The 20225-nt window shown below is 65.7% G+C and carries 20 protein-coding genes; 9 read left to right on the forward strand and 11 right to left on the reverse strand.

Going from position 1 to position 20225, the window contains the following annotated elements; translation table 11 throughout:
- Positions 1-11: 11 nt before the first annotated feature.
- Both XI05_RS22765 and XI05_RS22770 read right to left on the reverse strand, forming a co-directional pair.
- Positions 12-383: a cupin domain-containing protein gene (locus XI05_RS22765; protein ID WP_271505795.1), complete on the reverse strand. Its 372-nt coding sequence runs from the start codon at positions 381-383 to the stop codon at positions 12-14.
- 28 nt (positions 384-411) lie between these two features.
- Positions 412-1050 carry an RraA family protein gene (locus XI05_RS22770; protein WP_271505797.1) on the reverse strand — a complete coding sequence of 213 codons (639 nt, stop codon included), beginning with the start codon at positions 1048-1050 and terminating at the stop codon, positions 412-414.
- Positions 1051-1342: 292 nt separating this feature from the next.
- Here XI05_RS22770 and XI05_RS22775 point away from each other — a divergent pair, with 292 nt between their 5' ends.
- Positions 1343-1966 carry a hypothetical protein gene (locus XI05_RS22775; RefSeq protein ID WP_271505799.1) on the forward strand — a complete coding sequence of 208 codons (624 nt, stop codon included), beginning with the start codon at positions 1343-1345 and terminating at the stop codon, positions 1964-1966.
- Between the two features lie 277 nt (positions 1967-2243).
- Here the strand turns inward: XI05_RS22775 and XI05_RS22780 are convergent, their stop codons facing one another.
- Both XI05_RS22780 and XI05_RS22785 read right to left on the reverse strand, forming a co-directional pair.
- Positions 2244-2447 (reverse strand): hypothetical protein, encoded by a 204-nt coding sequence (locus tag XI05_RS22780; protein ID WP_271505801.1) that lies wholly within the window; start codon positions 2445-2447, stop codon positions 2244-2246.
- Between the two features lie 16 nt (positions 2448-2463).
- Complete coding sequence (locus tag XI05_RS22785) at positions 2464-3471, reverse strand: 2-dehydropantoate 2-reductase (RefSeq protein ID WP_271505803.1); 1008 nt, start codon at positions 3469-3471, stop codon at positions 2464-2466.
- Between the two features lie 161 nt (positions 3472-3632).
- Here XI05_RS22785 and XI05_RS22790 point away from each other — a divergent pair, with 161 nt between their 5' ends.
- Positions 3633-4202, forward strand: coding sequence for a YidB family protein (locus XI05_RS22790; RefSeq protein ID WP_172786584.1), 570 nt, complete (start codon positions 3633-3635; stop codon positions 4200-4202).
- 42 nt (positions 4203-4244) lie between these two features.
- Complete coding sequence (locus XI05_RS22795) at positions 4245-4517, forward strand: GlsB/YeaQ/YmgE family stress response membrane protein (RefSeq protein WP_271505805.1); 273 nt, start codon at positions 4245-4247, stop codon at positions 4515-4517.
- 128 nt (positions 4518-4645) lie between these two features.
- On the opposite strand, the gene XI05_RS22800 is transcribed toward XI05_RS22795, so the two are convergent.
- Positions 4646-5431 carry an SDR family NAD(P)-dependent oxidoreductase gene (locus XI05_RS22800; RefSeq protein ID WP_271505808.1) on the reverse strand — a complete coding sequence of 262 codons (786 nt, stop codon included), beginning with the start codon at positions 5429-5431 and terminating at the stop codon, positions 4646-4648.
- Positions 5432-5677: 246 nt separating this feature from the next.
- Here XI05_RS22800 and XI05_RS22805 point away from each other — a divergent pair, with 246 nt between their 5' ends.
- The 3 genes from XI05_RS22805 to XI05_RS22815 are packed head-to-tail and all read left to right on the forward strand — an operon-like array spanning position 5678 to position 8750.
- Positions 5678-6742, forward strand: coding sequence for an acyl-CoA dehydrogenase family protein (locus XI05_RS22805; protein WP_271505811.1), 1065 nt, complete (start codon positions 5678-5680; stop codon positions 6740-6742).
- A gap of 17 nt (positions 6743-6759) precedes the next feature.
- A complete protein-coding gene (locus XI05_RS22810) occupies positions 6760-7920 on the forward strand; it encodes an acyl-CoA dehydrogenase family protein (protein WP_271505814.1) in 1161 nt (386 codons plus the stop codon).
- 17 nt (positions 7921-7937) lie between these two features.
- Complete coding sequence (locus XI05_RS22815) at positions 7938-8750, forward strand: enoyl-CoA hydratase/isomerase family protein (RefSeq protein ID WP_271505817.1); 813 nt, start codon at positions 7938-7940, stop codon at positions 8748-8750.
- Between the two features lie 111 nt (positions 8751-8861).
- On the opposite strand, the gene XI05_RS22820 is transcribed toward XI05_RS22815, so the two are convergent.
- The 3 genes from XI05_RS22820 to XI05_RS22830 form a co-directional block, all read right to left on the reverse strand.
- Complete coding sequence (locus XI05_RS22820; protein WP_271505820.1) at positions 8862-9608, reverse strand: hypothetical protein; 747 nt, start codon at positions 9606-9608, stop codon at positions 8862-8864.
- Positions 9609-9610: 2 nt separating this feature from the next.
- The gene (locus XI05_RS22825) at positions 9611-10399 is read right to left on the reverse strand and encodes an enoyl-CoA hydratase (RefSeq protein WP_271505822.1); all 789 of its coding nucleotides are present in this window, start codon (positions 10397-10399) and stop codon (positions 9611-9613) included.
- Between the two features lie 141 nt (positions 10400-10540).
- Positions 10541-11746, reverse strand: coding sequence for an ABC transporter substrate-binding protein (locus XI05_RS22830; protein WP_271505824.1), 1206 nt, complete (start codon positions 11744-11746; stop codon positions 10541-10543).
- Positions 11747-12084: 338 nt separating this feature from the next.
- Between XI05_RS22830 and XI05_RS22835 the strand changes: the two genes are divergently transcribed.
- Both XI05_RS22835 and XI05_RS22840 read left to right on the forward strand, forming a co-directional pair.
- Positions 12085-12852: a thermonuclease family protein gene (locus XI05_RS22835; protein ID WP_271505827.1), complete on the forward strand. Its 768-nt coding sequence runs from the start codon at positions 12085-12087 to the stop codon at positions 12850-12852.
- Positions 12853-12983: 131 nt separating this feature from the next.
- On the forward strand, positions 12984-14375 hold the full coding sequence (locus XI05_RS22840) for a M48 family metalloprotease (RefSeq protein ID WP_271505922.1): 1392 nt from the start codon (positions 12984-12986) through the stop codon (positions 14373-14375).
- A 7-nt stretch (positions 14376-14382) separates the two neighbouring features.
- On the opposite strand, the gene XI05_RS22845 is transcribed toward XI05_RS22840, so the two are convergent.
- Entirely contained in the window at positions 14383-15630 is a 1248-nt protein-coding gene (locus tag XI05_RS22845; protein ID WP_271505830.1) for an MFS transporter, read from the reverse strand.
- A gap of 214 nt (positions 15631-15844) precedes the next feature.
- Complete coding sequence (locus XI05_RS22850) at positions 15845-17092, reverse strand: MFS transporter (RefSeq protein ID WP_271505833.1); 1248 nt, start codon at positions 17090-17092, stop codon at positions 15845-15847.
- Between the two features lie 186 nt (positions 17093-17278).
- Here XI05_RS22850 and XI05_RS22855 point away from each other — a divergent pair, with 186 nt between their 5' ends.
- The gene (locus XI05_RS22855; protein WP_271505836.1) at positions 17279-19348 is read left to right on the forward strand and encodes a prolyl oligopeptidase family serine peptidase; all 2070 of its coding nucleotides are present in this window, start codon (positions 17279-17281) and stop codon (positions 19346-19348) included.
- Positions 19349-19532: 184 nt separating this feature from the next.
- Here XI05_RS22855 and XI05_RS22860 read toward each other — a convergent pair whose 3' ends face one another.
- Complete coding sequence (locus XI05_RS22860; protein WP_271505839.1) at positions 19533-20204, reverse strand: DUF938 domain-containing protein; 672 nt, start codon at positions 20202-20204, stop codon at positions 19533-19535.
- Positions 20205-20225: the final 21 nt, after the last annotated feature.

Here is a 20225-nt window from a genome sequence, read left to right on the forward strand (position 1 = left end):
CGCAAGGCGCTTTAGGTCGTGCCGAAGCCTGACCCTGCCTTTCTGTATTCTGGCCGAGGCGGGCTGAAGATGTCCAGCACGCGGGCGCCGTCGGGACCGGCACGCATGGTGTGCGGCACGTTCCCTGGCGTGCGCCAGAAATCGCCCTTCTTGACCGGGATTTCCTCATCGCCCTGGACGCGGATGGCGGAGCCGTCGAGCAGCACGCCCCATTGCTCCTCGGGATGATGATGCAGCGTGCCTTGCGCATGCGGCGCCAGTGTCACCACCGACAGCATCGCCTGCTCGCCGGAGAAGATGCGCGTGGTCACGCCGGCGGCGAGCTCGCGGAAGAGGCCGTCGCTGGCGTCGTCGAGATTGTGGAATTCGTCCTTCTCGCTCACGTCATCCTCCCCTTTACACTCCGCCAGATCAGGCCTTGCCGTAAGCGCCCTGGTAACGGCCCTCGCGGATCGCCTTCAGCGTCTCCTCCTCGCGCGCGACCTGGACGCGCACTGCTTCCAGCAGCGCGGCCGCACCGGTCGCGGGAAACGACACCACGCCGTCCTCGTCGCCGACGACGATGTCGCCGGGCGCGATCACGCTGCCGCCGATCGTCACCGGCACGTTGATCTCGCCGGGACCGTTCTTGTAGGGGCCGCGATGGATCACCGCGCGGGCGTAGCAGGGAAAGTCGTCGGCCGCGAAGGCCGCGACGTCGCGGATCGCGCCGTCGATCACATAGCCTTCGGCTTTGCGCCATTGCGCGATGTTCTTCATGATCTCGCCGACCAGCGCGCGCGTCTCGTCGCCGCCGCCATCGACCACGATGACGTCGCCGGGCCCGACCAGGTCGAGCGCGCGGTGGATGGCGAGATTGTCGCCGGGCCGGGTGCGCACGGTGAAGGCCGTCCCCACCAGCTTGCCGCCGCGGTGATAGGGCCTCAGCCCGACCGCGCCGGGCAGCCGGGCAAGATTGTCCGAGATCACCGAGGTCGGCGCGTCCCTGAAACCTTCAATGATATCAGCCGGCGGCTTCGGCACGCTGCTCGCTGCGATGGTGATCGTCATGTCAGTCCTTCCGTGTTTGTCTCATTCAGCATGCGCCCGCGCCTTCGAAGGCAAGATCCGGAAGGCGCTCCACTTCGTCTTCCTGGCGTCGCCAGCAGGAGTGAGGCACTCGCAACACGAGTGTAACAGCCTGTCGGCGGGGCGCTGTGACTCCCGCGCCACGTCAAGCACAAAATGTCAGCATCCCAGCCCTGAATTTCCCGGGTTCCATGGGTGACAAGCCGGCGATAAAGAGGCAAAAATCTGGCTCGACTCAGTTCGGGTTGCGTCTTGCAAGGAATGCTCTCTTAGAATGTCGGCCGTAGTTACATCGCATCGCGCGGCGCTGCTTCTCGTTGCCGCAGCAGGATTTATTCTGCTGACGCCGGGGCATGCCGAGGCGCAATGGTGGAAACGCGCACCTGTCGATTTCGAGGAATGCGCCGACGCCGCCGAGAAAGCCGCAACCAAGGCGGAGAAGACCGCGGCCCTTGCCGATTGCAACGCCAAGTTTGCCGGCCGCCGCAAGCCGGGCGGCGGCTATTCCTATTACGATTTCCTGCAGGATCGCACCTTCGACATCGCCGGCCCCAACCCGACGGCGGAGGAGCAGAAGAAGATCGACGAAGCCTATACCGCCTATCTCGCCAAGCAGCGCCGCAGCAACGAAGCGGCCCAGGCCACCGCGCGGCAGCAGCGCGAGCAGCAAGAGCAACAGGTGCAGCAGCTCCAGCAGGTCGCACTGCGGACCGAAGTCGAGCGCGTGCCGGTGCCGGTCGAGCGGCCGAAGGTGCAGCAGGCCGCAGGCGCAAGGCCGAAGGCCGCGCCTTGCGCCAAGGGCTCGTTCTCCTGCGAATGGCCGCGTCTGTCGGAAAGCTTGAACGACCTGAAGAAGCTGTTCAACCCGACACCGAGCAAGCCCGCGAAGAAGGGCTGAAGCAGCAGCCGTCATTGCGAAATGATCGTAGGGTGGGCAAAGGCGCAAAGCGCCGTGCCCACCATTTGTTTATGATTGAGAGAGTCGGTGGGCACGCTTCCGCCGTCGCTCTTCGAGCTATGGCGGACAAGTCGCTTTGCCCACCCTACGAGAGCTGAGCTCACGACAGGCGTCATTGCGAGCGTAGCGAAGCAATCCAGAGTCTCTCCACAGAAAGATACAGGATTGCTTCGCTGCGCTCGCAATGACGCGTGGATGGAGCTCCGGCTTGCAATCCTCAGTTCGGCTGCTTCTTCTTGCCGCGCTTCGGATTGACCACCGGCGCTGCGACCGTCGGCGAAGCACCCAGCTGCGACCGGCTCTCCTGCAAACGCCTGTCATAGCCGGGGGAGTTCAAGACCGTCGGCGGCCTGGCGTAGGCGAGCGTCGACATGCCGCAGAGCGCGGCCAGCGCGAGGCCGATCATCAGACAACGCTTCATCACGCCCTCCTCGTCATCAATTCACGCCCCGGATCTGCTGCGGCGTCAGCCGCGGCGGACCGTTGCCGGCCGCCTCGGCTTCCTTGATCAGCGCAACAATGCGGCGCATCAGCGGCACGGCGACATGGTTCTGCTCGGCGAGCGCAATGACCGCGCCTTGCAGATAGTCGATCTCGGTCTTGCGGCCCTGCTTCAGATCCTGCCACATCGAAGAGCGCGCCTCGGGATCGACCTTCATGGTTCGCCCGAGGATCGCGCCGAAGATCGCATCGGGCAGCCGCAGCAAGGCCGGAGACCAGCTCATCGGGATCGGCGTGGACGATACCGGCACGATGCCGGCGGCCTTCAGTGCGGCCAGCCCTTCCGCCATCTGGTCAGCGAACAATCTTCGCCAGTCACGGTTCGCCAATTGCGCGGCGAGCGGCATGTCGGACAGCGCGCTCAGCGCATTGTTGAGGTTGATGATCAGCTTGCCCCATTGCACGCCGGTGATGTCACGGCTCGCGCGCACACTGAGGCCGGAGACCGAGAGCGCCGCGGCCGTGTTCTCCGGATCCTCTCCGACGTGAATGTCGCCGGAGGTCGAGCGGTGGAAACGACCATCGCCCATCGCGATCACGTTGAATGGCACCATGCCGGCGAGCACGGACCGGCCGCCGAGCCGCTCGCGCAACACCGCGACATTGCCGATGCCGTTCTGGAGCGAGACGATGACGGCATCCTGAGGCGCAAGCTGCGCAATCTGATCGGCGACAGCGGCGGTGTCGGCGCTCTTCACCGTGACCAGCACGATGCCGGCGCTGTGCAAGATCGAAGGGTCTTCCGACAGCGCGAGTTGGCCGGCGCCGAGCTTCGTCTCGGAGCCGTCGAAATCGGTCAACAGCAGGCCGAACCGCTCGATCTCGGTCTTCACCCGCGGCCGCACCAAGAGTGCGACGCGCCGGCCTGCGGCGGCCAGCTTGCCACCGACGAAACAGCCGATGGCGCCGGCGCCAGCCACCACGATCGATCGATCCGCAACCACTGGGCTTGCTCCCTGAATGACCGGCCTTGGATAGCAGAGGCGAGGCCGGCAACCAATCGCGGCGCATCCGACTTGTAACGGTCATGACTGCCCCATATGTTTTCGCCCCGGGGGCAGTCAGCGGCGAGCGCTCGCCGTACGAGACGCCAAAGGAGAGCACCATGGGTCTACTCGACGTCCTCAACGGCATGCAGAACGGCCCGCGCGGCCCCTCTACGCCGAGCTCAGAGAAATCCTCCGGCGGCATGTCGCCGATGACCATGGCGCTGCTCGGCCTGCTCGCCTGGAAGGCGTTCAAGCATTTCACGACCAGCCAGTCAGGCTCGGCGCCGCAACCGTCACCATCGCCAGCACCGCCGCCGGTGAACGCGGGTGCAGGCGGCGGTGGGCTAAGCGACATTCTCAAGGGCGGCCTCGGCGGCCTGCTCGCGGGCGGCGCGGCCGGCACCGTGCTCAGCGGCGGTCTCGGCGATCTCCTCAACCAGCTGCAGCAGGGCGGCCACGGCGATGCCGCGAATTCCTGGGTCGGCAAGGGCGAGAACAAGCCGATCGCGCCGGGCGATCTCGCCAGCGCACTCGGTGCCGACCAGATCGAGAGCCTGTCCGCCCAGAGCGGCCTGTCGCGCGAGGAACTGCTCAACGGCCTCAGCCAGTATCTGCCGCAAGTGGTCGACCATCTGACGCCGGATGGACGGCTACCGACCGAGAACGAACTCTCGGGCAGAATCTAGTCGGACCTCGATCGATACGCTTTCGGGAAGGGGAGCAAAGTCATGAGCATGGGCGGCCTGTTGTGGGTCATCGTCGTCGGCTTCATTGCCGGCCTCATCGCGCGCTGGCTGGCGCCGGGGCCGAACAATCCGAGCGGCTTCATCCTCACCACCATCCTCGGCATCGCCGGCGCCTTCCTGGCGACCTTCGTCGGCCAGGCCATCGGCCATTACAGCCCCGACCAGGGCGCCGGCTTCATCACGGCGACGATCGGCGCGGTGGTGGTGCTGTTCATCTGGCACCGGCTGGTGGCGAGTGGCGTGATAAAGGGGTAGCAACCTCAATCGGGAGGGGCGGCACACCGCCTCCACATCGTCATTGCGAGGAGCGCAGCGACGAAGCAATCCAGACTATTTCCGCGGAGGGACTTCTGGATTGCTTCGCTGCGCTCGCAATGACGCGTTCACGTCACCAAATGCATTCCCGCATCCATGCGCACGACTTCGCCGGTCATGTTGCTGGAGGCCGGCATCGCCAGGAAGCAGACGAGCTGGGCGATGTCCTCCGCGGATGATGCGACCTTCAGCGGCACCTTCGCCACGACGCTGTCGCGTACCTGCTTGGCCTGCGCCTCGCCGCGGCCCTTGGTGAACCAGGGCGTGTCGATATAGCCCGGACACACGGTGTTGACGCGGATCAGCGGCGCCAGGGCGCGCGACAGCGACAAGGTCATGGTGTTGAGCGCGCCCTTGCTCGCGGCGTACGCAATCGACGAGCCCACGCCGCTGATGCCGGCGACCGAGGAAATGTTCACGACCGCGGATGGCCGCCCCGATGCCTTGGCGGCGGCTTCGAGCAGGCCGCGCGCCGCGCGCACCATCTGGAACGGGCCGATCGTGTTGACGCCATAGACCCGCTGGAAGTCTTCCGCCGACAAGCCGTCGAGATCGGCATGAGCCACATGCTTGGTGGTGCCCGCATTGTTGACGAGGATATCGAGCCGGCCCCAGCCGCTCGCCGCCGCAACGATCTTGCGGCAGTCCTCATCCTTGGAGACGTCGCCCTGTGCGACCAGCACCTCAGCGGCGCCCGCCTTGCGGCAGGTCTCGGCCGTCGCCTCGGCTTCCTTCCGGCTCGACGAATAGTTGATGACGAGCCGCGCCCCGCTGCGCGCGAGAATTTCCGCAGTCGCTGCACCCAGCCCGGATGCGGACCCCGTCACGATTGCGCACAAGCCGTCTTTTGCCATCCGGATTTCCTTCCCCTGTATCTGGTGTGGCGTCCTGTTTAGCGAGTTTGCCGCGCCCTGCAAATCGAGCAAACTCCGCTAAGCGGAATTAGCATTTTTTGAAGCCTGGCCCCATGCCGGCGCCGCAGATGGACCTGCGATCAACGCTTGTCAGGGCCATGGCTTTTTCCGATCATCGGGCGCAAGAAGAGACTGCGCACTGGCCGATCAGACCGGACGCGCCAATGGCAAAATACGGGGAACGCTGTGGCGGAGAGTGACAATATCGTCGTCGAGACCGCGGAGAAAATCTTCGCCGATCTCGCCGACCCGCAAACCATCAACAACGACAAGAAGAATTCCTGGCAGGCGCCGCTGTGGCAGGCGCTGAGCAAAGCCGGCCTGCCGCTGTCCTGGGTGCCGGATGATCTCGGCGGCTCGGGCGCGAGCTTCGCCGACGGCTTTGCGCTGATGGGCGTCGCCGGCCGTTTCGCGGTCGCGGTGCCGCTGGCCGAGACCATGCTGGCGGGATGGCTGCTGGCGCAGGCGAAGATCGCTTCGCCCGAGGGCGAGATGACGGTGCTGCCGGCCGCGCCAAAGGACCGCATCAGCCTGGATGCCGACGGCGCGCTCTCCGGCCGTGCCCGCGGCGTGCCCTTTGCCAAGACGGCGAAGCATTTCGCGGTGCTGGCGCACGGCAAGGACGGCGTTTCCATTGCGCTGATCGACGCGGCCAAGGCGCGGATCGAGGCCGGACTCAATGTCGGCTACGACCACAGCGACACCGTCACCCTCGACAAGGTCCAGCCGATCACCATCAAGCCCGCGCCGAAGGGCTTTGAGCAGACTCATCTGATGCTGATGGGCGGCGTCGCGCGCAGCCTGCAAATCGCCGGCGCGCTGGAATCGATGCTCGACATTTCCGTGCGCTATTCCAACGAGCGCGTCGCCTTCGAGAAGAAGATCTCGAAATTCCAGGCGGTGCAGCACAATCTCGCCCGCCTTGCCGGCGAATCCGCCGCGGCCCTGGCGGCGGCGACGTCCGCCGCCGACGCCATCGCCAACGCAACATCGTTCAACGACGAGATCTATCTCGAAGCCGCCTCCGCAAAGATCCGCTGCGCGGAAGCTGCCGAGAAAGGCGGCGGCATCGCCCATCAGGTCCATGGCGCGATCGGCTTCACCATGGAGCACATCCTGCACCGCTATTCGCTGCGCGCACTGGCCTGGCGCGACGATTTCGGCTCGGAAAGCTACTGGGCCGTCGAGCTCGGCAAGCTCGTCGCACGCCGCGGCGCCGATGAATTGTGGCCGCTCGTGGCATCGCGCTGATCCGGGAGAGAGACACAATGACTGCTGCCCTCCGTTTCGATCCGATCCGCCTGCCTGAGAAATGCGAGCAATTGCGCAAGGAAGTCCGCGCCTTCCTCGCCGAGGAAATCGCCGCCGGCACTTTCGATCCGCACAAGCCCAATCGCGAGGACACCGACGCGCCGGAATTTTCCCGCCGGGTCGGCGCCAAGGGCTGGCTCGGCATGACCTGGCCGAAGAAATATGGCGGCCAGGAACGCTCCTTCCTCGAGCGCTACGTGGTGACCGAGGAGATGCGCGTCGCCAACGCGCCGACGCGGCGCTTCTTCGTCGCCGACCGCCAGAGCGGACCGGTGCTTTTGAAGTACGCGCCCGAGCACATCAAGATGGACATCCTGCCGCGGATCTGCCGCGGCGAGATCTGCTTTGCCATCGGCATGAGCGAGCCGAACTCGGGCTCCGACCTGTTCGCGGCGAAGACGCGCGCGACCAAGGCCGACGGCGGCTATCTCATCAACGGCACCAAGATCTGGACCTCGTCGGCGCATATCGCCGACTACATGATCGCGATCTTCCGGACCTCGCCGCCGACCAAGGAAAACCGCCGTCATGGCCTGACCCAGTTCCTGGTCAAGATGAAGCAGCCGGGCATCAAGGTGAACCCGATCGGCCAGATCACCGGCCAATACGAGTTCAACGAGGTCGTCTTCACCGATCACTTCATCCCCGACGACCACGTGCTCGGCGAGGTCGACGGCGCCTGGAAGCAGGCGACCAGCGAGCTCGCCTATGAGCGCTCGGGCCCCGAGCGCTTCCTCGAAACCTATTACGTGCTGACCGAGCTCGTGCGTGCGGTCGGCCCCAATCCGGACACGCGCAGCGCCGAGGGCATCGGCCGCCTGGTCGCGCAGCTCCACACCATGCGGCGCATGTCGGTCTCGGTGGCCGGCATGCTGGAAGCCGGCAAGGAGCCAGTGGTGGAGGCCTCCATCGTCAAGGACATCGGCACGGTCTGGGAGCAGCAGCTGCCGCATCGCGTGCGCGATCTCGCGGCCTTCGTCGAGGAGACCGCGACCAACCGCGAGACCCTGGAGCGGCAGCTCGACTTTGCCATCAAGACCGCGCCGAAGCTCACCATTCAGGGCGGCACCACCGAGGTGCTGCGCGGCATCATCGCCCGCGGATTGGGCTTGCGCTAATTCAATCGAGGACAATCATGAGCACGTATAAAGATATCGGCGTCGAGAAGGTGGGGCATGTCGGCACTATCGAGATCCGCCGTCCGCCGCTCAACTTCTTCGACATCTCGCTGATCAACCAGATCGCGGACGCGCTCGACGAGTTCGACCGCGACATCGAGATCCGTGCGTCCGTGCTCTCCGCGCAAGGCAAGGCGTTCTGCGCCGGCGCCAATTTCGGCGATCCTGCGCGGCAGGCCCAGGAGGCACGCGAAGCCGAGAAGAAGGGCGATCCCGCCGACAGTCTCGGCCCGATCAACCATCTCTACATCCAGGCCGTGCGCATCTTCCGCGCCAAGAAGCCGATCGTCGCCGCCGTGCAGGGCGCGGCCATCGGTGGCGGACTCGGCCTTGCAGTGTCGGCCGACTTCCGCGTCACCTGTCCCGAGGCGCGCTTCTCCGCCAATTTCACGAAGCTCGGCTTCCATCCCGGCTTCGGCCTGACCGTGACGCTACCGGAGCTGATCGGCAAGAACAACGCCGAGCTGATGTTCTATACCAGCCGCCGCGTCACCGGCGAGGAAGCCTACAAATGGGGCCTCGCCAACGAGCTGGTGCCGCAGGACCAAGTCAAGGCGGCGGCGATGAAGCTGGCCGGCGAGATCGCCGAATGCTCTCCGCTCGGCCTGCTCTCCACCCGCGCCACGATGCGCAATGGCCTCGCCGACCGCGTGATGGCTGCGACCAATCACGAGCTCGCCGAGCAGACAAGATTGCGCGCGACAGAGGACTTCAAGGAAGGCGTGAAGGCGACTGAAGAACGCCGCGCGGCGAATTTCAAGGGGCGGTAAGCCGGAGCAGTAGGGTGGGCAAAGGCGCAAAGCGCCGTGCCCACCATCGCTTCATTTGTGTGGTGGAATCGGTGGGCACGCTTCGCTTTGCCCACCATGCGCATGAGTCGCTCAGCTTACCCGGAACGTCACTCCGCCCAGCAGGAACTCATTGCCCGCGACCGCGAGTCCCTTCGCCTTGGCGGTATGCAGCACCTGCGCCACGTCTGTCACCCGAAACTCCAGCGCGCTCATGATCTCGCTGGCGCCCTTGACGAAGCGAAAGGTCGCGTTGGGCAGCTTCAGTTCGGTGCCTTCAGGCGCAACGCCGATGATCCTGCCCCAATGCTGGGCCAGCCCTTGCGGATCCGGGCTCTGTATCTCCACCCCCGTCAGCGCCTCGGTCACATCCTTGCGGATGAATTTCTGCCAGTCAGGTCCGGCCGGAGGATACGGCCCGAGGATATCGTCGCTGCCATCGGTGTGATTGAACTCGATGAAGGCGGCGCGGCAGTCGCGGGGGTGGAGCTGCACGCCGTGATAGGGCGCGTGGTCGATGACGTTGGCGGTGCGCACGCCGTGCGCGTTGGCGTTGCGGCCGCGCTCGTCCGGATCGTCGCAGCAGAAGATCGCCATGTAGCCGCCGCGGCCGCCGGTCTTCTCGATGAAGCGGCCGGCCGTGGTGCCGTCCTTGAACGGCGCGACCACCTCCAGCAGGATCGTGTCGACCGGGAGCAGCGCGTTCTCCAGGCCGTATTTGGCGACATTGCCGTCGCGATAGCAGACGGCGAGGCCCATGATCCGGCCGATATCCGTGATGACGGGCTCGAGCTGCGGCGCGACCAGGCAGATCTGACGCAGCCGGACATAGGGCGCCATGGTCATGCGCCCCTGAAGGTCGGCTTGCGCTTCTCGACGAAGGCCTTTGCGGCCTCCTTGTGGTCCTCGGTGTCGCCGCAGCGGGTGTGATGGATCGCCTCGCCGTCGAAGCAATCCTCCAGCGCCAGGTGCTCGGCATTGTTGATGTTGCGCTTGATGAAGCCGAGTGCGATCGACGGGCCCTGCGCCAGCGAGTGCGCGAGCTCGTGCGCGGCGGCGTCGATTTCGGCGTCGGGCACGACCTTCGTCACCATGCCGATCGCGTGCGCTTCCCTCGCCGTGAGCACCGGCGACATCAGATAGAGCTCGCGCGCCCGCGCGCTGCCGAGAAGCTGGGTGAGGAAATAGGTGCCGCCGTAGTCACCGGAGAAGCCGACCTTGGCGAAGGCGGTGGTGATCTTGCAGGATTCGGAGGCGATGCGCAGGTCACAGGACAGCGCCATCGACAGGCCGGCGCCGGCCGCCGCGCCATCGAGCTGCGCCACCACGGGCTTCGGCATCTGATGCAGGATGCGCGAGACCTCCATGCCGCGGCGCAAGTTTGCGAGCTTCTGCTCGAACGGCAGCGGCGCGCGCCCCTGCGCCATCGATTTGACGTCGCCGCCGACGCAGAACGAGCCGCCGGCGCCCTTGAACAGCACCGCCCGCACCTCGGCATCATCCGCCGCGCGCCGTGCCGCCTCGACCAGCCCGGCGACCATCTCGGGGTTGAGCGCGTTCTTCCGCTCCGGGCGGTTCATGGTGATGGTGAGCAGCCCGCCTTCGAGCTTTTGCAGGACCATGTCGTTCATGAGGACGTCTCCCTTGTTGTTTTGTCATTCCGGGGCGCGCGAAGCGCGAGCCCGGAATCCATTCCTCGACCGTCACTGCCGCCCGATGGATCCCGGGTTCGCTTCGCGCCCCGGGATGACGTCGTGACTTACGTCACGCCGTCACTTCTTCACCAGCGGGCAGCGCGACTGCTCCAGCGACTGGAATGCCTCGTTGCCGGGGACGGTCGCCAGCAGCTTGTAATCGTCCCAGCGGCCCTTGGACTCCGACGGCTTCTTCACCTCGAACAGGTACATGTCGTGGACCATGCGGCCGTCCTCGCGGATCTTGCCACCCTTGGCGAAGAAGTCGTTGACCGGCGTCTCCTTCATCACCTTGATCACCGCCGCGGCGTCGGTCGTGCCGGCCGCCTTCACGGCTTTCAGGTAGTGTGTGACGGAGGAATAGACGCCGGCCTGCGCCGAGGTCGGCACCCGCTTGGTGCGCTCCATGAAGCGCTTCGAGAATGCACGCGTGTCGTCGTTGAGATCCCAGTAGAACGCTTCCGCGAGCAGCAGCCCCTGCGCGGTCTCGAGCCCGATCGAGTCGATATCGGTGACGAAGGCGAGCAGCGGCGAGACCTTCTGGCCGCCTTTGGTGATGCCGAACTCCGCCGCCTGCTTGATGGCGTTGATGGTGTCGCCGCCGGCATTCGCGAGCCCGATCACCTTGGCCTTGGAGGCCTGGGCCTGGAGCAGGAAGGACGAGAAATCCGACGTGTTGAGCGGATGGCGGACGGCACCGAGCACCTTGCCGCCGGTCTTGGTCACGACGGCGCTGGTGTCCTTCTCCAGATCCTGGCCGAAGGCGTAGTCGGCGGTGAGAAAGAACCAGCTGTCGAGACCCGACTTCACCGCCGCAAGACCGGTCACATTGGCCTGGCCGTAGGTGTCGAACACGTAGTGGATGGTGTAGGGGCCGCAGGCCTCGTTGGTGAGACGGATCGAGCCCGGCCCATTGAACATGACGATCTTGTTGCGCGCTTTCGCGATCTCGCCGGCGGCAAGCGCGGTCGCGGAGGCCGCGACGTCGTAGATCATCTCGACGCCCTGGTTGTCGAGCATGTCGCGGGCGATGTTGGCGGAGAGATCGGCCTTGTTGAGATGATCGGCCGCCAGCACCTGGATCTTGCGTCCCAGCACCTCGCCGCCGAAATCCTCGACGGCCATCTTCGCCGCAGTCTCGCTGCCGGGGCCGGTGATGTCCGCATAAAGGCTCGACATGTCGAGAATGCCGCCGATCTTCAGCGGCGGCTTGTCCTGGGCCTGTGCGGCGCTCGCATTGAGGGCAAACGCGGCGGCAAAAATGCCGGACAAAATACTCTTCATCGAAAACGACCTCCCTTATCGCGCCGTGCTCTGATGGCGGCTTGGTTATTGGTGTTGCCGCAATCATGCCGCATGCGCAACAGCGCAGCAAGCGCGAGGTGCGAAGCGCTTCTTGTGATTGCGGCATGTTTTCCGCAAAACGGAATGGTGGGATGACGCGAGATGTTTCCGCGCTGTCATTGCGAGCGCAGCGAAGCAATCCAGAAATGCATCCGCGCAAAGATTCTGGATTGCTTCGTCGCGAAGAGCTCCTCGCAATGACGGAGTATGACGAAACCTCTTCGCGACCCACTACGCATGAGGTATGATGGCCGCGCAATGCAACCTTTCCGGGTCACGTGACGCAACGGCTTCACTTCATCGTCGCATGTCTTGTCGCGAGTGGCTCGGCATTCGCGAGCCCCTGCCAGTTCGAGTCCCAGGGCGAAGGCCGCGTCGCTGGCATCGTCGACGCGCGCAGCGTGCGTCTCGACGACGGCCGCGAGATCCGCCTCAGCGGCATCGCGCCGACCGCGACCACGAAGCAGGCGCTGACCTCGCTGCTCGCCGGCCGCGACGTGATGCTGCGGAGCGCTGACGACACGCCCGATCGCTACGGCCGCCAGAGCGCGCTGGTCTTCATCGGCGAAAGCGACACCTCGGTGCAGGCCATGCTGCTCGCCCGGGGCGAGGCCGTGGTCTCCGCCGAGATCGTAGACAGAGACTGCGCGGCCGCCCTGATGGCGTCTGAAGCCGCGGCGCGGCGTCAAAAAATGGGCAGCTGGGCTGACCCGTCGGCCATAAAAAACGCGGAAAGTCCGGACGATATTTTGGCGGAGATCGGGCGCTTTGCGGTAATCGAGGGCAAAGTCCTGTCAGTCCGGCAAGCTGGGGCAACGACCTACCTCAACTTCGGACGGAACTGGACACGCGGCTTTGCGGTGACTATTTCAAAGCGCACGCTAGCGGCGTTCGAAAACGCCGGCACGGCCCTTAAGTCCCTGGAAAATCGGCGTATTCGCGTTCGGGGCTGGGTTGAGGGGACGACGGGGCCGCGTATCGATGTGCGTCTCTTGGGACAGGTTGAATTGCTGGGCGCAAACGAGCCTACTGGGGTAAGGCCTTAACGGCCGGGCACGGGTTAATCGACGTGAATGGGGTGCTAGAACGGCACGGACTGGGTGATTGCCGCCGCCTGCGGGCTGCGCCGGCCGCGCTTTGCCTTGTGCTGGGCGGGCTTCTCGCCGGCTGCGGCGATATGGGCCGGTTCCAGACTGCGGCGACCCCGACGGCCGTCGCGATGCCGAAGCCAAAGCCCGCCGTCGCGCAAACCCCGGCTACCGAAAAGGAGCACGAGCGCATCCTGGCGAGCTATGGCGGGACCTATGACGATCCCAAGCTCGAGGCGCTCGTCAGCAAGACCGTCGACCGGCTCGTCGCGGCCTCCGACCGGCCCGACCAGGGCTACAAGGTCACCATCCTCAATTCCGGCGCGGTGAACGCCTTTGCGCTGCCGAACGGCCAGCTCTACGTCACGCGCGGCCTGCTTGCGCTCGCCAGCGACACCTCCGAATTGTCCTCCGTGCTCAGCCACGAGATGGCGCATGTGCTGTCCAAGCACGCGGCAATGCGCGAGGACCAGGCCCGCCAGGCCGCGATCGTCACGCGCGTCGTCACCGACATGAGCAACGATCCCGACCTCACCGCGCTGGCGCTGGCCAAGACCAAGCTCACCATGGCGAGCTTCTCGCGCAAGCAGGAGTTCGAGGCCGACGGCATCGGCGTCGGCATCTCCGCCAAGGCGCATTTCGACCCTTACGGCGCCGCGCGCTTCCTGTCCGCGATGGAGCGCAATGCCGAGCTGAAGGCCGGCAAGAGCTCGCTCGATCCGCGCGCGCAGGATTTCACCTCGTCGCATCCGGCAACGCCGGAACGCGTGCAGAACGCGCAGAACATTGCCCGTCAATACACGGCGCCTGAAGGCGCCGAGCGCGACCGCGAGAGCTATCTCGCCGCGATCGACAACCTCGTCTATGGCGAAGACCCCAGCGAAGGCTTTGTCCGCGGCCGGCGTTTCCTGCATCCGAAGCTCGGCTTCACCTTCCAGGCGCCGGACAATTTCACGCTCGACAACACCGCGCAGGCCGTGATCGGCGTGCGCGAGGGCGGCGCGCAGGCGATGCGCTTCGACGTCGTGCGCGTGCCCGGAGAGCAGTCGCTCGGCGACTATCTCAACTCCGGCTGGATGGAAGGCGTCGAGAAGGCCTCGACCGAGGACCTCACCATCAACGGTTTTCCGGCGGCGTCCGCCACCGCCAAGGGCGACCAGTGGCAGTTCAAGGTCTATGCGCTGCGCTTCGGCAGCGACGTCTATCGCTTCATCTTCGCGGCACGACAGAAATCGACCGAGAGCGAGCGCAACGCGCGCGAGACCGTCAACTCGTTCCGCCGCCTGACGCTGGAGGAAATCCAGGCCGCGCGCCCGCTGCGCATCAAGGTCATCACGGTGCAGCCCGGCGACACCGTGGAATCGCTCTCGCACCGCATGGCCGGCGTCGACCATCCCGCCGAGCGCTTCCGCGTGCTGAACGGCCTCGATCGCACCGCGCAGGTCAAGGTGCGCGATCGCGTGAAGGTCGTGGCGGACTAACGCCTCGCTAAGCGCGCGTCGTCCCGGAGAGACGCGGCTTCCCGCGCACCATGATCAGCGCCGCCGCCATCACCTCCAGCGCGATGCAGAGATAGAACGGCAGCGTATAGCCGCCTGAGAGATCGCGCAGGAAACCGACGACGCCGGGGCCGAACGCATAGGTCACCTGGTTGATCGCGGTATTGAGGCTGATCAGCACGCCGAAGGCAGCGGAGTCGAACTCCTGCTGCACGATGAGCGAGGGCAGCGTGATGAGGTTGCCGACCGAAAAGCCGAACACGGCGCAGGCCGCGATCAGCACATAGTCGTTGTGCAGGTTGATGACGGCGAGAAGCGCGGCGGCCTGGCTGAGGAACGACAGCGCGGATGCGAGACGCTGATTGAGGCGGTCGATCACCAGCGAGAACAGCACGCGACCGACCACCGCCATCGCGGTCAGCACCGCGACGGCCACGGCGGCGCGCTCGCGCCCGATCACGGGATCGAGGAACGAGATCAGATGCACGATGAAGCCGACCTGGGCGAACAGCACGAGGGCAAAGGCGATCGTCACCGTGAGGAAGCCGACGTCGCGCAGCGCCCAGGCGCGGATCTCCGTCGATGATTGCGGTCTTGCCGTCGCCGTCGCGTGCCAGCCGTGGCGATCGGGCGGACGGCCGACGAGCAGGAGGATGACCGGCACGAGCAGCACCAGCATGGCGCCGGCGGCGGCGTACATCGCACCGGCAAAGCCGACATGGCCGATCAAGGCCACCAGCAGCGGCACGCCGGCGATGCCGCCGAAGCTGGCGCCGTTGAGCGCGAGACTGATCGCCATGCCGCGCCTCTCGTCGAACCACAGGCTGATCGTGTTGGTGATCATGGCGAGACTGGTGCCGGCCCAGCCGAAGGCGAGCACGGCATCGGCAAGATAGAGCTGCCAGGGTTCGCGCACCGCGCCGAGCGCGACCGCGGCCGCCGCCATCGCCAGCGTTCCGGCCAGCAGGCTGAGGCGCGGACCGTATTTCCGCACGGCCTCGCCGACGAAGACGACCAGCAGCGCGCCGAACAGGTAGAAGAACGTGGTGCCGGAGGAGATCAGCGAGGCCGGCCAGCCCCGCGCCCGCTGCAGCTCGGCGACATAGACGCTCTGGCCGTAGAAGCCGAACCCCCAGCCGAAGGTCGCGAGCAGGAAGCAGACTGCGACGATGCGCCAGCCTTCGTAACGGAGCGAGGATTCGTCGATTGGCGGAATGTGGCGGGGATTGTCGAGCATTTCCGCTGGTCCTTCGTTCCCCCCGCGAGCGCTTAGGCTGAACGCTCGCCTGTTGATGACGAGCATCATGTAACAACCGGGCTTCCGAAAATCACTTCGATCTGCATCGAAGCATCAACGCTGCTGACAACCTCCCGCCATCCTTTCGCATGATCCTTTCGGAAAACCGCTGCGCACTTTGCGCTAACGCGGCCCTTCGGGTCCCGATCACGCGTCACACGGCGTCGGGGAACTCGCCCATGGCTGCCTCCAGCCGCGCCTGGCGGCGCCTCGCCCAGGAGACCAGCGAGAGCACGGCAAGACCCAGCAGCACCGGCGGGAACACCACGAGGTTCACCGCGGACCAGCCGAAATTGGCGAGCAGCTGGCCCGACGAGAACGAGCCGATCGCCATCATGCCGAACACCAGGAAATCGTTGAAGGCCTGCACCTTGTTGCGCTCCTGCGGGCGATGCGTCTCCAGCACCAGCGCGGAGGCGCCGATGAAGGAGAAATTCCAGCCCACGCCGAGCACGATCAGCGTCGCCCAGAAATGCATCGCGGTGAGGCCGGAGAGACCGATGGTGGCGGCGCCCGCCTCCAGCAGCAAGCCGGCGGCGACGATCTTCGGGGCGCCGAAGCGCGCGATCAGCGTGCCCGTGAAGAAGCTCGGCCCATACATCGCGACGATGTGCCATTGAATGCCGAAATTGGAATCGGAGACGCTGAGGCCGCACATCTTCATCGCGAGCGGCGCAGAGGTCATCACCAGGTTCATCATGGGATAGGCGATGACGCCGCACAGCGCTGCCGCGATGAAGCGCGGCTGCGACACGATCGTGAGCAGCGGCCGGCCGCCGTGCAGATCGGCCGGCGCGGGCTTTGGCATATCGACACCGGCGACGATGCCCATCGCGATCAGCGCGACGGCGGCCTGCACCAGGAAGCTGAAGGCGAACAGATAAGGCTGCCAGACATCCATGGTCCATTGCACGAGCTGCGGACCGAGCACGCCGGCGAACACACCGCCCGCCATCACCCAGGACACGGCCTTGGGCCGATAGGCCGCACTGGCGCCGTCGGCAGCCGCAAAGCGATAGGATTGCGCCACCGCGCCGTAGAGGCCGCCGAGAAAGGTCGCCAGACAAAACAGCGCGAACGAGCCGTGCAGGATCGCGAACGAGCCGAGCAGGCCGGTGAGCGCGCCGAGGCCCGTGCCGATGACGAAGGCGGCGCGGCGGCCGAAGCGGCGCGAGATCGCGCCGGTCGGCAGCGTGCCGGCAGCGAGCCCGACCACATACATCGAGATCGGCACGGTCGCGAACGACATGTCCGGCGCGAGCGTGGCGCCGACGATCGCGCCGGTGGCGAAGATCACCGCCGAGTTGGCGCCGGTCAGCGCCTGCGCGGCGGCAAGGCGCACCACGTTGGCGCGCACGCGAGCATCGTCGGCGATCTCATTGGCTGCAGTCACGTCCAGCATCGGCATTTCCGCCCAAAGGGCTCTGTTGATTCGCGGCACTATGGAGGGGTGAGAGAAGGCCGGCAACCGGCGCAAACGGGCGCGGGCCATGCCCCTGACGCAATCGCTGCGATGATAGCGATGCGCGCCCTTGACGGCTTGCGCTCGATCAAATCCTATCCGCCGCGCTTCTCCAGGAGTTACGTTATGTCCGTCGACTACAGGCCCACGCTTCAAGCTCCCGACGACGATCCCTGGCTGTGGCTGGAGGAGATCGAGGGCCGACAGGCGCTCGATTTCGTCGAACGGCAGAACAGCCTGACGCTGCAGGCCTTCGGCGGAGCGGCCTTCGAACGCGGCCGCGACATACTCGCTGGCATCTACGATCGCCCCGACAACATCCCCTATGTCAGCCGTCGCGGCTCCGATCTGCACAATCTCTGGAAGGACGCCAGCAATCCCCGCGGCCTGTGGCGGCGGACCACGTTGAAAGAGTTTCGAAAGCCGCATCCGGCATGGGAAACCATACTTGATATTGACCAGCTTGCGGCGAGCGAAGGCGAGGACTGGCTGCTGAGCCAGATCACCACGATGCCCGGCAGTTCGCGCGCGATCCTCAGCCTGTCGCGCGGCGGCAGCGACGCCGTCACTTTGCGCGAGTTCGACCTCGACACGAGAAGCTTCGTTGCCGGCGGCTTCGCACTGCCGGAAGCCAAGGGCGGCGTCGACTGGCTCGATGCCGACACGCTGCTGCTTTCGAGCGCGCATGGCGAGGGCATGGCGACGACATCGGGCTATGCGCGCACCGTGCGGCATTGGCGGCGCGGCCAAAGGGTCGAACAGGCTTCGGTGCTGTTCGAGGCCTCGGCGGACGACATGGCGGCATATTGCTACGTCGATCGCATCACGTCGAATCGAACGATATGGTTCGGCCGCATGCTGGATTTCTTCAACTTCAGCGTCTCGATCGGAGATCAGACCGGGCCGCTCGCAAGGCTGGATCTGCCGACCGACATAGAATTGCAGGCCCATGGCGACTGGCTCGCGATCAAACCGCGCTCGAACTGGTCCGTGGCCGGACGGACGTACGAGGCGGACGCGGTGCTCGGCATCTCGCTCTCCGCATTCCTCAAGGGCGGCCGCGAGTTCGCCATGCTGTTCGAGCCGGCGCCGCGTCGGGCGATCCAGGGCTTCTTCTGGGTGGCAGGCAGGCTGGTCCTTTCGATCCTCGACGAGCTGAGGCCGCGTTTCGAAATCTGCACGCCTTCCGCCGCGACATGGAGCCGCGAGACGCTTTCCGGCGTGCCGGGAATCGGCGTCGTCGACGTCTGGGCGCTCGATCGCCATCCCTCCGAGAGCAATGGCGCCCTGCTCGCCAATGTGCAGGATCCGCTGACGTCGCCCTCGTTGCTGCTGATCGAACGCGGCGTCGCAAGCCCGATCGTGCTGAAGCAGGCGCCGAAGACGTTCACCGCCGACGGGCTCGTGGTGACTCAGCACGAGGCGATCTCCGTTGACGGCGAGCGGATCCCCTATGTGCAGACCGGCCCCGCCGGAGAGACCGGCGATGCGCCGGTCTATATGAGCGCCTATGGCGGCTTCGCGGTTTCGGTGAAGCCGTATTACAACGCGTCGCTCGGCAAGCTGTGGCTGGAGCGCGGCGGCACCACGGTGCAGGCGAATTTGCGCGGCGGCGGCGAGTTCGGCACGCGCTGGCACGATGCCGGACGCCTTGCCGGCAAGAAGCTCTCTCACGACGATTTCGCCGCAGTGGCCGCCGATCTCGTCCGCCGCGGTGTGACGAGCGCAAAGCGTATCGCCGCGCAGGGCGGCTCGAACGGCGGCATCCTCATCACCAACATGCTGGTGCGCTACCCCGAGCGTTTCGGCGCGCTGTTCTGCACCATCCCGCTGATCGACATGCGCCGCTACACAAAGCTGCTCGCGGGCGCGAGCTGGATCGCGGAATATGGCGATCCCGACAAGCCCGACGAATGGGAATGGCTGAAGACCTACTCGGCCTATCACAACGTGAAGGCCGGCCAGGCCTATCCGCCGATCCTGATCGCGACGACGCGGCGCGACGACCGCGTTCATCCCGGCCACGCGCGCAAGATGGCGGCCAAGCTGCAGGCCATGGGCTACGAGGCCTGGTTCTACGAGCCGGCCGCAGGCGGCCACGGCTACGGCAAGGACAACAAGGAGCGCGCGGGTTTCGAGGTGCTGGGCTATCGGTTCTTGAAGGAGAAGATCGGGTGGCGGGACGGCGAAGACTGAGACGTCTTGACAAGGTGCTGGCCACGGGCAGTTCTTGCCTCTCCCGCTTGCGCGGGAGAGGCCGACGCGCTCGAAGAGCGCGGCGGGTGAGGGTTCTCTCCTCGAGGAGAGTATCCCATTGCGGAAGCACCCTCTCCCCAACCCTCCCCCGCAGGCGGGGGAGGGAGCGCACCACCGTTGCGGCTCAGCGCGCAAACACCAACGTCAGATTGTTCGCGGGCATCTCGATCGTATCGACGAGACCGAGGCCTGCCGCCTTCGCCAGCTTCTCGACGTCGACGACGTCGCGCACGCCCCATTCGGGATTGCCCTCGCGCAAGGAGGTGTCGAACACAGCGTTGCTGAGCGCGGTGTGCTTGCCGTCGCGCTTGAACGGGCCATAGAGGAACAGCTTGCCGTCGCGGCGCAGATAACGGCCGGCGCCGGCGAACAGGCCTTCGGCCACGGCCCAGGGCGCGATGTGAATGACATTGGCGCAGAACACGGCCGCGAGGCTGGTCGGCCCCTGCCCGCTTTTCATTTCCGGGCACCAATCGGGATCGGTGAGGTCGATGCGCAGGGGTGGGCGGATGTTCGGCAGGCCCGCATGCATGCGCCAGGCCTCGATGCTCTTGAGGTGGCGCTGGTTGAGATCGCTCGGCCACCAGACCAGGCCCGGCGTGTGGCGGGCGAAGTGCACCACGTGCTGCCCGGTTCCACTGCCGAGTTCCACGACGTTGCCGGTCGCATCCGCGAGGTACTTTTCCAGCGCGGCCCAGATCGGTTCGTGATTGCGATGGAAGGCCGGCGCATCGAGCCGGCCATCCGGCTCGACCCGTCCGCCATCCCTGCCAAATTCGACGACATATTCAGCCAAGTGACGTCCCCAAAAATGCGT

Source organism: Bradyrhizobium sp. CCBAU 11357, assembly GCF_028128865.1.
Taxonomy (GTDB): Bacteria; Pseudomonadota; Alphaproteobacteria; order Rhizobiales; family Xanthobacteraceae; genus Bradyrhizobium.